Source organism: Synergistaceae bacterium (assembly GCA_017540085.1).
In the GTDB taxonomy this organism is placed as follows: domain Bacteria; phylum Synergistota; class Synergistia; order Synergistales; family Aminobacteriaceae; genus JAFUXM01.
Map to the genome: position 1 here is coordinate 129665 of JAFYBQ010000030.1, position 13746 is coordinate 143410.

Annotated in this window: 11 protein-coding genes; 7 read left to right on the forward strand and 4 right to left on the reverse strand. The window is 50.4% G+C overall.

From position 1 onward, the window contains the following. Nucleotides 1-36: 36 nt before the first annotated feature. From pgm to IKQ95_07225, 7 genes are all read left to right on the forward strand, one after another. Nucleotides 37-1635: a phosphoglucomutase (alpha-D-glucose-1,6-bisphosphate-dependent) gene (pgm, locus tag IKQ95_07195; protein ID MBR4196477.1), complete on the forward strand. Its 1599-nt coding sequence runs from the start codon at nucleotides 37-39 to the stop codon at nucleotides 1633-1635. Between the two features lie 66 nt (nucleotides 1636-1701). Continuing rightward, nucleotides 1702-1980: an RNA-binding S4 domain-containing protein gene (locus tag IKQ95_07200; protein ID MBR4196478.1), complete on the forward strand. Its 279-nt coding sequence runs from the start codon at nucleotides 1702-1704 to the stop codon at nucleotides 1978-1980. Between the two features lie 61 nt (nucleotides 1981-2041). Further along, nucleotides 2042-3562: a lysine--tRNA ligase gene (lysS, locus tag IKQ95_07205; protein MBR4196479.1), complete on the forward strand. Its 1521-nt coding sequence runs from the start codon at nucleotides 2042-2044 to the stop codon at nucleotides 3560-3562. A 1713-nt stretch (nucleotides 3563-5275) separates the two neighbouring features. Continuing rightward, nucleotides 5276-6115 (forward strand): hypothetical protein, encoded by an 840-nt coding sequence (locus IKQ95_07210; GenBank protein ID MBR4196480.1) that lies wholly within the window; start codon nucleotides 5276-5278, stop codon nucleotides 6113-6115. Continuing rightward, a complete protein-coding gene (locus IKQ95_07215; GenBank protein ID MBR4196481.1) occupies nucleotides 6112-6477 on the forward strand; it encodes a hypothetical protein in 366 nt (121 codons plus the stop codon). The genes IKQ95_07210 and IKQ95_07215 overlap by 4 nt, the downstream gene beginning before the upstream one ends. Nucleotides 6478-6620: 143 nt before the next feature. After that, a complete protein-coding gene (locus tag IKQ95_07220) occupies nucleotides 6621-7610 on the forward strand; it encodes a 6-phosphofructokinase (protein MBR4196482.1) in 990 nt (329 codons plus the stop codon). Between the two features lie 12 nt (nucleotides 7611-7622). Beyond that, nucleotides 7623-8501 (forward strand): alpha/beta hydrolase, encoded by an 879-nt coding sequence (locus tag IKQ95_07225; GenBank protein MBR4196483.1) that lies wholly within the window; start codon nucleotides 7623-7625, stop codon nucleotides 8499-8501. A gap of 69 nt (nucleotides 8502-8570) precedes the next feature. Here the strand turns inward: IKQ95_07225 and IKQ95_07230 are convergent, their stop codons facing one another. From IKQ95_07230 to IKQ95_07245, 4 genes are all read right to left on the reverse strand, one after another. Then, the gene (locus tag IKQ95_07230) at nucleotides 8571-9041 is read right to left on the reverse strand and encodes a C_GCAxxG_C_C family protein (GenBank protein ID MBR4196484.1); all 471 of its coding nucleotides are present in this window, start codon (nucleotides 9039-9041) and stop codon (nucleotides 8571-8573) included. Between the two features lie 21 nt (nucleotides 9042-9062). After that, entirely contained in the window at nucleotides 9063-9968 is a 906-nt protein-coding gene (locus IKQ95_07235; GenBank protein ID MBR4196485.1) for a TDT family transporter, read from the reverse strand. Between the two features lie 187 nt (nucleotides 9969-10155). Next, a complete protein-coding gene (locus tag IKQ95_07240; GenBank protein MBR4196486.1) occupies nucleotides 10156-11262 on the reverse strand; it encodes an ABC transporter ATP-binding protein in 1107 nt (368 codons plus the stop codon). A gap of 270 nt (nucleotides 11263-11532) precedes the next feature. Continuing rightward, the gene (locus IKQ95_07245; GenBank protein MBR4196487.1) at nucleotides 11533-13743 is read right to left on the reverse strand and encodes an iron ABC transporter permease; all 2211 of its coding nucleotides are present in this window, start codon (nucleotides 13741-13743) and stop codon (nucleotides 11533-11535) included. Nucleotides 13744-13746: the final 3 nt, after the last annotated feature.

Consider the following 13746-nt stretch of genomic DNA (forward strand, 5'->3'; position numbering starts at 1 on the left):
AAAGAAAACGACAGCAAGAACGGAGGAAAAATATACATGCAGGAGAAGAAGATAGTCAATATCCCTTCACTGATAAGCGACTACTACACGCTTGCGCCTGACATGGCGGACAAGTCGCAGCATGTCTCATTCGGGACATCAGGCCACCGCGGAAGCTCCGCCCTTCACAGCTTCAACGAGGCTCATATTCTCGCGATCGCGCAGGCAGTGTACGAACACCGAACAGCGGAAGGCATTCCCGGCCCGCTTTATCTCGGAGCTGACACTCACGCATTATCAGAGCCTTCTATGCGGACATGCGTTGAAGTCCTCGCGGCAAACGGAGTAGAGCTGATATTGCAGAAAGATTTTGCCCCTACACCCACGCCCGTAATATCACGCGCAATTCTCGCCCACAACAGGACACCGGGCAATAAGACCGCTGACGGAATGGTGATTACCCCGTCCCACAACCCCCCGACAGACGGCGGAATAAAGTATGACCCGCCTTCAGGAGGCCCCGCAAGCCCCGAAATCACAAGCAAGATTCAGAACAGAGCCAACGAGCTTATACGGCAGGGAGTCGGAAGCATTAAGCGAGTCCCGTTCGAGAAGGCTGTGAAGATGGACAATGTTCATTTTGAGGATTTCGTCATCCCCTACGTGAAAGCCCTTGCCAGCGTTGTCGACATGGAAGCCATCGCAAAGTCAGGACTCAAAATCGGCGCAGACCCCCTCGGCGGCTCAGGGATATATTACTGGAAGCCAATCGCGGAAATTTACGGCATCAAGAATCTTGAGGTCGTCAACCCGAACTTAGACCCGACATTCTCATTCATGCCCCCGGATCATGACGGCAAAATCAGAATGGACTGCTCTTCACCCTACGCAATGGCCAACCTTATACGCCTGAAAGATGACTATGATATAGCGTTCGGGAATGATACGGATTATGACCGACACGGAATCGTAACTCCGCAGGGACTCATGAATCCAAACGCATATTTAGCCGTTGCAGTTCAGCATTTATTCACGTCGCGCAAAAATTGGAGAGCTGACGCGGCAGTGGGAAAGACAGTAGTCTCAAGCTCAATCATTGACCGCGTAACGGAAGGAATCGGGCGGAAGCTGTGTGAAGTCCCCGTAGGATTCAAGTGGTTTGTTGACGGTCTTCTTGACGGCTCAATGGGATTCGGAGGCGAGGAGTCAGCCGGAGCGTCATTCCTCTGCAGGGACGGCTCTGTGTGGACTACGGACAAGGACGGCATAATCATGGACTTGTTAGCGTGCGAAATCACAGCCGTAACAGGGAAAAACCCCGCGGAGCATTACGCCGAAATAACCGCCAAATACGGCACGAGCTATTACGCCCGCATAGACACGCCCGCAACGCCGGAGCAGAAAGCCGCGCTCGGAAAATTATCGCCTGACGACATCAAAGCCGACACATTAGCAGGCGGGAAGATTACCGGGAAATTCACGAAAGCCCCCGGCAACAACGCTTCAATAGGCGGCCTCAAAGTTACAACTGCTGACGGATGGTTTGCGGCCCGCCCATCAGGAACGGAGAACATCTGCAAGCTGTACGCGGAAAGTTTCATCAGCCCTGAACACCTCAAGAAGATTCAGGAAGAAGCACAGACAATAATAGCCTAAGTGAAAAAATATCAGCCCTCTGGCATATCGCCGGGGGGTTATTTTTGTGTCAAAGGAAGTGAGGCAATGAGGCTCGATAAATATCTCAAGCTCGCCAGACTCGTGAAACGCCGCACAGTCGCGCAGGAAATGATAGACCTTAAAGCAGTCCGCATAAACGGCAGAGAGTGCAAGCCATCCGGGGAAGTCCGAGAAGGAGACGTTATAGAGATTGCGTATATTAACCGCGTACTGAAGGTGAAAGTTTTATGCGCTGATGAGGCTATATTGAGGCGGCCAAAGGCTGTATCATGGGAACAGTTAGACGAACGCCCCGTGAAGCCCGACGAAAAACCGTTCGCGTGAAAATTTTGCGCGTGTAATAAAATATAGCTGACATATCCATAATCACAAAGGAGATTGCTACATGCCTGAAGAAATTTTGCAGGACGGCTTCACTTCTGAGGACAATGAAGTAGTACGGCAGCGCAAGGAAAAATTACAGCGTCTTTTGACGGAGGAAGGCTACAATCCGTATATCAATGAGACATGGGACAGGCGCGACACGTTAGCCTCAATCCGCGAGAAATTCGACTCACTTCAGCCCGAACAGGAAGACTCATCCGAAACTCTCAGCACAGCAGGAAGAGTCATGACGATACGCAAGCAGGGTAAAGCGACATTCGCAGACCTTGCCGACGAGACATCAAGAATACAGCTTTACTTTCAGGTGAACACCATCGGGGAAAAAGAATATGACTTCCTCAAGAAATGGGTTGACACAGGCGACTGGCTCGGCATTGAGGGACATCCCTGCAGGACTCGCCGCGGAGAATTAACGGTGATGGTTACGGGCTATAAGCTCCTCAGCAAGGCAATACGCCCCCTGCCGGAGAAATGGCACGGCCTCACAGACACGGAAATACGTTACCGCAAAAGATATATGGACTTGATCGCAAATCCTGATGTCCGCGAGGTGTTCCGCAAACGCTCACGGATAATATCATCATTCCGCGAGACGCTAGAATCTCATGGGACTCTTGAGGTTGAGACTCCTATTCTTTCTGTGCTTGCAGGAGGCGCGAACGCAAGACCCTTCAAGACGTATCATAACGCGCTGGGCGTTGACATGTATATGCGTATAGCTGTTGAACTGTACCTGAAGCGGCTTGTTGTCGGCATGATGGGACGTGTTTACGAAATCGGGCGCAACTTCCGCAACGAGGGTATAGACACAATGCACAATCCCGAATTTACGATGATGGAAGTTTACTGGCCGTATGCTAACTATGTCGACATGATGAATTTAGCTGAGGAATTAATCCGCAACGCCGCAAAATCTATCGGGACTCTTGAAATCGAATGGAACGGCACAAAATTAGACCTGTCCAAACCGTTCAAGCGTATAACAATGCGCGAGGCCGTGAAGGAATTTGCCGGAGTCGACATTGACGCGGTGAAGTCAGACGAGGAAGCGCGGAAAATCGCCCGTGAAAAGGGGCTTGCCTCCGAAATGACCGGCCATGAAAGCAAGTTTGCAGTCCTAAATCTTTTATTTGAGGCTTTCGGCGAGGAGAAATTAATTGAGCCTACATTTTTGCTCGGACACCCTACGGAAATTTCCCCGCTGTCGAAAAGAGACCCCGACAACCCGGACTACACACACCGCTTTGAGCTTTTCATGTTCGGGAAGGAAGTCGCAAACGCATTCAGCGAGCTTAATGACCCGATTGACCAGCGCGAAAGATTCGAGGATCAGGCGCGAAAGAAAGCAGAAGGCGATGACGAGGCGCACGTTTTTGACGAGGATTTCATCAACGCGATAGAAGCCGGACTCCCTCCCACAGGCGGAATGGGTATAGGCATGGACAGAATAGTGATGTTCCTGACCGGGGCGCGCTCAATCAGGGATGTGATTTTGTTCCCGGCCATGAAGCCGAAAGCGTAGCGCATGGATATATTTGAAGCCCGCATGAATGAGCTTTACAGGCTCGTGAAATACCATGCGGGTTTGTATTATGACAATGACAGCCCGGAAATTTCTGACGCTGAATATGACTCCCTAGTCCGTGAGCTGAAACAGCTTGAGCATGATTACCCGCAATTTTCCCGCAAAGATTCCCCGACTCAGACCGTAGGAGGAACGGCAAGCAGTCTTTTCGCCAAGGTTGAGCATTCGTCCCCTATGCTTTCACTTGATAATGTGTTCGCGCCCGAAGAGCTGTCAGCATTCTTTGATCGTGTAAATTCCGGCGGGGGGTTTGTCTGCGAAATGAAGATTGACGGACTCGCGGTCTCACTCGTATATGAGGATGGAATTTTTGTTCAGGGGGCTACGAGGGGAAACGGTAGAGTCGGCGAGGATGTAACAGAAAATCTTATGCTTGTTGACGCTGTGCCGAAAAAATTAATCAATCCTCCGTCCGGGCGTGTTGAAGTCCGCGGTGAAGTCCTCATGACAAACGAGAGATTTAACGCGGTGAACGCAGTCCGGGAATCACGCGGGCAAAAACTTTTCGCCAATCCAAGAAACGCCGCGGCAGGAATTTTACGCAGGAAGGACAATAAAGACCTCATATCATCGGGGCTTGATATATTCCTGTATTATCTTGTTGACGCTGAAAGGTTCGGAGTTACTACACAGGAAGGCGCGTTGATGTGGCTTTTGTCTCACGGACTCCCCGTTCAGGAAGCGTACAAATTCTGCGGGAATATTGACGGCGTGAAGGAATTTATTTCCCATTGGCAGAATGAACGGTACAAGCTCAATTATCACACGGACGGCGTTGTAGTGAAGCTGAACGACATAACATCATGGCCGGAAATCGGCGCAACATCCCACGCTCCAAGATGGGCGGTCGCGTACAAGTACCCCCCCGAAGAAGCCCTCACAAGACTCACCGGCATAGAAATATCAGTAGGGCGCACGGGAGTATTGACACCTGTAGCGATTCTTGAGCCTGTAATTGTCGCAGGAACAACAGTACAGCGGGCAACCCTCCACAACGCAAATTACATCAAGCAGAAAGACATCAGAGTCGGCGACATTGTGAGAGTGAGAAAGGCCGCCGAGATTATCCCGGAAATTGTCTGCGCTGAGGCTGAATCACGGACAGGCGCGGAGAAAGTTTTTGCCATGCCGGAAAAATGCCCGTTCTGCGGTGCTGAAGTCAGACAAAAAGAGCGCGAAATCATCAGGGGCGGGGAGATAATCACAATGTCGGCTCACGTCTGCACAAATCCCAAATGCCCGGCACGGCTGAAAGAGTCCGTGCGTCATTTCGTCTCGCGCAAGGCTATGGACATTCGCGGGATCGGGAAAGTTATCGCGTATTCTCTCGTTGACTCCGGGAAAGTTCACAGCCTCACGGATATTTACAGGCTGAATTTTGCTGACTGGTGCGAAATTTCAGGCAGTGAGAAAAACGCGGCCAAAATCATGGCTGAGGTTGAAGACTCGAAATCACGCCCGCTTCCGGCATTCATTACGGCACTGGGCATTCCTCATGTTGAGAGGGTCATGGCCGAGTATCTCGCGGAATATTTCGGGACAATTGACGCGCTGAAATCGGCTAGGCCAGCGGACATAATGAGAGCGTTAAGCCCGGAGAAAGCAGAAGCTGCGACTCTTGTCCATGAATTTTTCAGGGATGACGGGAACATGCCGTATCTCATGAAGTCAAAATCCCTTGCTGAGGCGGTATGCTCAAGAGTAAGCGCGGACATAAACACGGCGCAGGATATAATCTCGTACTTCAGGCCGGGCGACAGTATCATAAGAACCGCAAAGGCCATAGCGGGCGCAGGTGTCAGCGAAATAGCCAGGGCATTACCTCAGAAAACATCCGGGCTTGCTGAGGAAAGAGCAGAGGCGGTATACGGATTTTTCCGGGATGAGGGAAATACAGAGTCAGTCCTTCAGAAAATTTATGATGAGCCGGAAATCAAAAGGACAGGGAAACTTCTTGCGGATATTCTCAGGTGTAATATACCGTGCCTGACGAAATCCGATGCCGAGAAACTTGCGGGAAAATTCCGGCCCGATGACAGACAAAAGATTATTGAGGCCATAAGGGGCGCAGGCGTTGACAGCATGGCGGAGTCTTTTGTCATAGTGCGCTCAGTGCATGAATATTTCACTGACCCGGACAATATCAGGCTCATAGATGACTTCAAGTCTATATTGACTCAGCTGCCGGAAACAGTCAGCAGAACCGAAAACCCCGCGGAGCTTCATGCAGGCAGTATACGCGGAAAAACTTTCGTGTTCACCGGGACTCTTGAGACAATGACGCGATCGGAGGCAAGCAATCTCGTGAAATCTCTGGGCGGGCGGGTGTCTTCAAGTGTCAGCGGGAAAACTGATTATGTTGTGGCGGGCGAAAACCCCGGCTCAAAGCTCGTGAAAGCGGAAAGTCTCGGCGTTATTGTTATTGATGAGGGGGAATTTCTGAGGATGATAAATTTTTCCCAGTCAGAAAAAGGAGAGCAGACAACATGACAGTAACAGCGCACAAAGGAAGAATTGTTAAAATAAGCAAACACGCAGACAATGTAGCATTCGTAAAACAAGGTGTAACCAAGAATGAGCAGTACAAATATGAAGGCCGCTATGCGGGGGGCAACGGCACTTATGTTACGGGCGGAATGTATCTTGGGACGCACTTGGATGTGAAAATTTATGTCTACGATGACAGCAAAGCCTATACTTTCGATGTTTATGAAGATGTGAAAAGAATCATGGGAATACAAAGAATTTCCGCAAAACTTCTGAGCCAGATAGAAAGCCATGAAGGAGATAAAGTTGACATAATTGAAACGGCTTCGGGCGATTATTGTTTTGATGTGAGTCAGATTTTGTAACCGAAAATTTTATTTCCCGCCAGGCTTGGAAAAACGAGTCTGCGGGAATTTTTTTATCACTGAAGAAATGTGTCTCATAAAATTTTTGCAGGTGATATTATATTCTCATTCCCAAAAACTTGAACGCAGGAGGAGATATTCAAATGGACAAGAAAATAAAGCGCATAGGAGTCCTCACCTCAGGAGGAGACGCACCCGGAATGAATGCCGCTGTCAGGTCAGTCGCAAAATCAGCCATGCATTTCGGGATTGAGTGCATCGGAATCCGCCGGGGCTGGCAGGGTCTAATCAACAGCGATTTCATGATACTAAACAATGAAGCAGTAAGCCACATTCTTGGGCATGGCGGTACCATACTTTACACTGCCCGCAGTGAGGAGTTCATGACCGAGAAAGGCCGGGAGAAGGCTGTCGGAACGTGCAAAATGCTGGGTCTTGACGGAATTGTGGCCATCGGCGGGGACGGAACATTCCGGGGTGCGCTTGAGCTTTCGCGGCTCGGCGTTCCTGTCATGGGAATCCCCGCAACAATCGACAATGATATAGGCTGCTCAAACTACACAATCGGCTTTGACACTGCCTGCAACACCGCAATTGACTGCATCGACAAATTACGCGACACAATGCAGAGTCATGAACGCTGCTCGGTCGTTGAAGTCATGGGACGGCACGCGGGATTCCTCGCGCTATATGTCGGAATCGCTGTAGGTGCTACGTGCGTGTTAATCCCGGAAAAGCCCGTGAACTTTGAGGAAGATGTCGTGAAAAGAATACAGAATGCCCGCCTCTCAGGTATCACGCATTTCTCGATAGTCGTTGCAGAAGGAGCCGGAAGCGCGATAGAAATCGGCCATCAGATTCACGAGTCTCTGGGACTTGATCCGCGTGTTACGGTGCTGGGACATATTCAGCGGGGAGGCGCACCCACAGGAAGAGACCGCGAGACAGCCACGAGAATGGGCTACTGCGCTGTGAGGGCATTTGCTGAGGGCAGAACAGGCAGTATTATATGCACACAGGAAGGAAGCATTAAGGAAATTCCCATAGAGGAAGCTCTAGCCATGAAGAAGAGCCTGCCTATGATCCGCTACGAGATAATGGAAGCAATTTCCGCGCCGGGAATCTTTCACTAACGGGCAGGAATAATGCTGCGTATACTTACGGCACTTTTTGCGCTGAGTATTTTATGCCAAATTCCTGCAAGCGCGCAAACGGTGAAAACTATGCAGATTGAAACGGTTAGGACAGAATCATTCACGATGGACTATCTGAGATTCGGAAATGGCAAGAAGCCTCTTGTTATTATTCCCGGCCTGAGCGTTCAGAGCGTCATGAAATTTTCCGGGGCAGTCGCAGAAAGTTACAAGCTGCTTGCGGATGATTTTACGGTGTATCTATTTGAGCGGAGAAATGAATTGCCGTCTTCATACTCGGTTTACGATATGTCGCGTGATACAGCGGAAGCCATAAGAGCGTTGAAACTCGGCGGGGTATGTCTTTTCGGAGTCTCTCAGGGCGGAATGATAGCAATGAAGATCGCGGCCGATAATCCCGGACTCGTTCGGAGTCTCATTCTCGGCTCAACTTCAGCGCATGTAACTCGGACTCAATTCAGCGTGATTGATGAGTGGATTCAGTTTGCGAAAGCCGGAAATGCGGAGGGGCTTTATCTTTCATTCGGTGAAAAACTTTACCCTGAGTCAGTCTTTGAGCAGTCAAGAAAATTGCTGATTGATTCCGCAAAAACTGTAACGCCTGAAGAGCTGACTCGCTTTGTGATTCTCGCAGAAGCAACGAAAGACTTTGACGCTGCTGATGACCTGAAGAAGATCGCCTGCCCTGTTTTAGTGATAGGCTCAAAAGATGACAAAGTATTAGGCGGTGAAGCGTCCGAGAAAATTTTTGAGTCGCTGAAAGATAAACCGGGCTGTGAGTTGTTCATGTATGACGGTTACGGCCATGCGGCTTATGACACTGCCCCTGATTACAGAGAACGTATGCTGAAATTCTTTTTATCGCACTAAGAGTGATGAGAAAAAATAACCGGGTCAGAAACTTTTTTCATTTCCGGCCCGGCTTTTTTGTGGCTTTCGTTACGCGGCGGGGACTGCTAATTTTCCGTCATCAATCAGGGCATTTGCTACCCATTCCGCAACAACCCCGGTTATCTCTATGCAGTGGGCTTTTCTCTCAGGCGACATAAAATTATCTCCCGCCCACTGACGAGTCATAACCCTGCAACAAGTCGCGCCGTATTTCTCCTTCACGAAATCATGAAGACCCTTTGCGACCTCGAACATTTTCGGGTTCATCTGCTGTCCTTTCGTGCGGCCGTAGACGATACCGAGTGCCATTTCTCCGCCCGACACAGCCCCGCAGAGGCACTGAGCCTTACCGAGTCCTATCGGGAAACTTGAGGCCATCTTCACGATGTTGTCATCAAACGGCTTGCCTAATGCATCGTTGATCGTCTGCAACACCGCTTCCGAGCAGAAAAATGTCCCGCTCCTGAAGTATTCCTCCGCTGTCTCGCGTATGGATTTCACGTACTCTTCACGCGTCATAAATTTACCCTCCTGATATATTTACTTCGCGCCCGCAAAAATGAACATCACGTAGCGCGCAAGCACCCACAAAACGATTACCCCCGCTATGACCGTCTGAACGTCAGCAAGAGTCCCCTGCCATGTGAATCCCGTTGCCCCCGCCGAAAGTTTCACCGCCAATGCGCTAATCACAAGCGGGAATGTGAACGCCGAATGACTCGGCATGAACGCCCCCCGGAATGTCCGCAGGAAGTACGCCATTCCCACAAGCCAGAATAGCAATGACGCACACAATAACGCCATAACCATCGCCGAGTCTTTTTCCGGGAATGAAACCATGTATCCCGCAAGCAATAATGACGCAGGAGCCGCAAATATCACCGCTGTAGGCATGGCCGGAGCAGGAATTTCACCCACAAGCCAGACCCTGTAGCACACAATCACGAGGAGGCATATATACGTTGCGAGGCCGAACCAGAAAGCCCACTGCCCAATGTCAAGCCGCCCCGTAACAGGAGCTGAGACGCTCGCGACCGCAATCCCTACATAAACAATGAACCATGACGGAAATACTTTCTTCACCGAAAATCCCCTCACGGCAAAATTCAGCGTGAACCACACAATCAATAGCGCATGGCCGATGACTCCTGCGTACCATATGACACTGGCGCATTCGGGTGAATACGGCTTTACGTAGCCCGCAAGCAGCATAGTAGCCATTGTGATTGTCGGGAATACGCTGGCTGCTACAGGGTTGCTTAACGGCTCAGAGAGTTTCACGTTCAGGATTGCGACCTTCAGCAGGTACGGTATGTAGAGAATGAACGCGATTAATCCGAGGGCGAGTCTTGCCTCCGCGCTGTATGACTGTATGAGATTGCCGAGGGCGAAAAGCGCGAGTATCAGTCCCGCTATGGGAATGGGATAACGTTTCAGGAACTCCATAACGATATAGCCTCCTGTCAGAAAATGGAATGTCTTTCGTGAAAGTAAAAGCTATAATATCAGCGTCCGCATGAATCAGCGATAATGTTTAGTGAGTAAGGACAATCATTAATGAAGCGGGCTAATTCCCGGAGTGATTTGCACAAAAAACGGGCAGAATCACGCAGGACTCCGCCCGAAAATTTTTCTACGCCTTCTCTAAGTCGTCCGCCAAAACTTTCGTCAATGACGGGTCAAACGACAGCGACACTTTTTCGCCCTCGTCCCAGATTTTTTTGACATCGGGATTATCGATCTGCACAAGGACATTTCCCAAGTCAGTTTTCACCCAAGTCTCTACGCTGTTGCCGAGATAGATATTCGCCGTAACGATTCCGTCCTCAACACCCGCGCCGGGTTCGCCGACTGAAAGCGACTCAGGACGCGCCATCACTAACGCTTTATCCCCTGACTTGAGACTCTCCGCCCATCTCGGAGCTGTGAATCTCTGTCCGCGAATCTCAACATGGCAGCCGTCATCAATCCCCTTCACCGTGCACGGAAAGAACGCAACTTTTCCCACGAACCCCGCCACGAACGTATCAACGGGATCCCGGTATATGTCGCTGGGAGTCCCGATCTGTATTATGTGGCCGAGCTTCATGACTATTATGCGGTCTGAAAGGCTCATTGCCTCGACTCTGTCATGTGTTACGTACATTGCTGTGATGCCGAGTGATTTTTGCAGGCGGCGAATTTCGACTCTCATCTGTTCCCTCAAAAGTGCGTCAAGATTGCTCAACGGCTCATCAAGCAACAGGACAGACGGCTCAACGATAAGCGACCTTGCGAGGGCGACTCTTTGTTGCTGGCCTCCCGACAAACGCGAGGGCGGACGCTTTCCCATCTGCCCAAGCCCGACCATCTCAAGAAATTTCTGCACCTTTGTGTCAATTTCATTCTGCGGAATCTTCCTGAGCTTGAGACCGTAGCCGACATTCTCCGCGACATTCATATGTGGGAAAAGTCCGTAGCTCTGAAATACCATCGCCGTGTCGCGCTTGTTGGGCGGAGTGTTCGTTACGTCATTGTCGCCTATCATGATTCGCCCTGATGTTGGCTGCTCGAATCCCGATAACATTCGCAGGATTGTTGACTTCCCGCACCCTGAAGGGCCGAGAAGCGTTACCAGTTCGCCCGGCTCAAGACGGAATGACACACCCGCAACCGCCGCAACATCCTGCCCTGACTGAGGATCGCGGAATATTTTTTTTATGTTCTCAAATGTTACTGACTTGCTCGCCAATTTCTTTATCTCCTTTCTGTAATCTTTTACCCATTCGCCCCCCACCGGCCTGCGGGCACCTCCCCTTTCGCAGGGATTCTACCCCTCCGCCCTCCGGGCGCCTCCCCTTACACAGGGGGAAGCGAGTCCCTTGTCCCCCCTGCCAAGGGGGGAAGGAGCGTAAGCGGAAGGGGGGTTGTCGACCCCTCCGGCTTTCAGCCACCTCCCCTTGCGCAGGGGAGGCAAGAAACCAGGCGAGTCTTGTCCCATCTGCACAAGGGGGATTTAGGGGGGTACTATCTACGTTACGTTCTTCATCAAGTTTGCATTCTCGCGCACAAGCAAGCGCATTATTCCGAACGCACCGAACACGATTATGATTAATACGGTTGACAGGACACTAGCCAGCCCGAAACGCAGATTTTCCGAGAAGTTATAGATTAACACCGTGATGTGATACCATTTCGCCGAAATCAGGAAGATTACCGCACTAACCGCCGTCATTGACCGCACGAACGTATACGACAAACTCGACAGGAACGCAGGACGCACCAACGGTAATACGATTGTACGGAACACTGTAGCCTGATCCGCTCCGAGATCTGTTGCGGCCTCCTCTATTGACGGGTCAATCTGACGCAGGGACGCTATTCCGCCCTCAATGCCTACGGGCAATTCCCGTATCACGTAATTGATGATGATGATTGCCGCCGTTCCCACCAAAATTATCGGGGCATGATTGAACGCAAGTATGTAGCTTATTCCGAGAAGAGTCCCGGGCAAAGCGAACGGAGTCATCAATAGCATCTCAAGAAGTTTCTTGCCGTGAAATTTCCTGCGGACTATCAGCAATGCCGCAATCATGGCCGTGATTCCTGCGATAGGTGTCGCGATTGCCGCAAGCGTTACCGTGTCGAAAAGTGCATCAGTCGAGCGCGTTATAGCCTCCGTGATATTCTCCAGGCTGAACGTGTAATCAATGCCCCAGTTTTTCACGAAACACCCCGCGAAAATTGTCCCGTATAACATCACTAGGAAGATTATTATCGCAAAGATTATCCCCGTTAAGACTCGTCTGACTCCCGGTGTCGTAAGCTCCGTGATTCTCCCAGAAGGTTTGCCCGTTACAGTTACGTATGAACGTTTCGCGACCCAGAATCTTTGAGCAAGGAACGCCGTTAATGTCGGAAGTAATAACAATATCGACAGTGCCGCACCGTAGCCGAGCCGATTCATTCCTGTAACTTCTATGTAGCTTTCGAGTGATAAGACCTTCAGGTCGCCCGCCAGTAATAACGGGTTCGCGAAATCCGCAAGCGACGTAGTAAACACTAACAGCCACGCGCTTAATATCCCCGGAATCGCAAGGGGGAATGTAATTTTGCTGAACGTCTGAAATCTTCCCGCCGACAAATTCAATGACGCTTCCTCAAATGTCGAGTCAATCGCCTGCAATACCCCGCTCAATGTCAAAAACGCAATCGGAAACATTCCCATCGTCTGAACGAGTACAAGTCCCGGAAGACCGTATATTGAGAAATCAAGACCGATTACCCGGAGCCACCGCGTTATGAGTCCGTTGTTCCCGAACAATAATATTATCGACAGGGTAAGCGAGAACGGCGGAGAAATCACAGGAAGGACTCCCATTGTTGATATTAGCTTCTTGCACGTGGCGTTTGTCCTCGACACTACGAACGCGAACAAGAATCCCACTATCGTTGAGAATGTCGCAGTCCAGCACCCTAATTTGAGGCTTCCCCATAGTGCTGACATGTAGCCCTCGGACTGTAGAATCGTCTTCCACGTTGACAGGGAAAATTTTCCGTCCTCAATGAATGAGAGTCTCAACGCCTCGAATAACGGATAAGCGACAAATATCAGCGTCATCAAAAACAATCCAGCCAGCGCAAAACCGACAATAGGATCCCTGCTCATCATCAGCTGCCATATCACAACCGCGAAAAGTACGAACGCGCAGAAAAATAGCGTGTTCATCATCCGCATGAATCCCCGTTCGCCCTCTGTGCTGAATGAGAACACTAACGCCCCTTCAACATCATGAGTCTTAATGTCAACGGCAGGAGCGAAAAATAACGCTTGTTCCTCGTGAGTTCCTACAGTCCAATTTTTGACGCTCCGATAAATTTCCTCGTAGGCGGCATTGTCGAAACCTTTCGCGAACTCGGAGTCCATTGCTGACTCTTCCGTGAGCTTGGCGAGTTCGGGGTCTCCTTTTGGGACTGATGATAACTTTTCGCCGGGCATGGGAATCTCCGGGACATATGCGACTCTGTACGCTGATGAGTCTTCCGCGAGACGCTTGAGCCATTCTGTTACCTCGTCATCTCCTGAAGGGTAGCCCGCCGCGACTGTCTCAACCGTCCGTATCTGCGCCGCTCTTGACTGCTTCATGAACTCATCACTGACGCTTGAATATATCCACCATCCCACAAGCACAACAAACAGCAATGTTATGATGAAGTTAATGATTCGCTTGTTCAAATTCATTCC

Bases quoted from the DNA above. Each gene is read 5' to 3' on its own strand.
- pgm (MBR4196477.1), top strand. From the start codon at position 37: ATGCAGGAGAAGAAGATAGTCAATATCCCTTCACTGATAAGCGACTAC.
- IKQ95_07200 (MBR4196478.1), top strand. From the start codon at position 1,702: ATGAGGCTCGATAAATATCTCAAGCTCGCCAGACTCGTGAAACGCCGC.
- lysS (MBR4196479.1), top strand. From the start codon at position 2,042: ATGCCTGAAGAAATTTTGCAGGACGGCTTCACTTCTGAGGACAATGAA.
- IKQ95_07210 (MBR4196480.1), top strand. From the start codon at position 5,276: ATGCCGTATCTCATGAAGTCAAAATCCCTTGCTGAGGCGGTATGCTCA.
- IKQ95_07215 (MBR4196481.1), top strand. From the start codon at position 6,112: ATGACAGTAACAGCGCACAAAGGAAGAATTGTTAAAATAAGCAAACAC.
- IKQ95_07220 (MBR4196482.1), top strand. From the start codon at position 6,621: ATGGACAAGAAAATAAAGCGCATAGGAGTCCTCACCTCAGGAGGAGAC.
- IKQ95_07225 (MBR4196483.1), top strand. From the start codon at position 7,623: ATGCTGCGTATACTTACGGCACTTTTTGCGCTGAGTATTTTATGCCAA.
- IKQ95_07230 (MBR4196484.1), bottom strand. From the start codon at position 9,041: ATGACGCGTGAAGAGTACGTGAAATCCATACGCGAGACAGCGGAGGAA.
- IKQ95_07235 (MBR4196485.1), bottom strand. From the start codon at position 9,968: ATGGAGTTCCTGAAACGTTATCCCATTCCCATAGCGGGACTGATACTC.
- IKQ95_07245 (MBR4196487.1), bottom strand. From the start codon at position 13,743: ATGAATTTGAACAAGCGAATCATTAACTTCATCATAACATTGCTGTTT.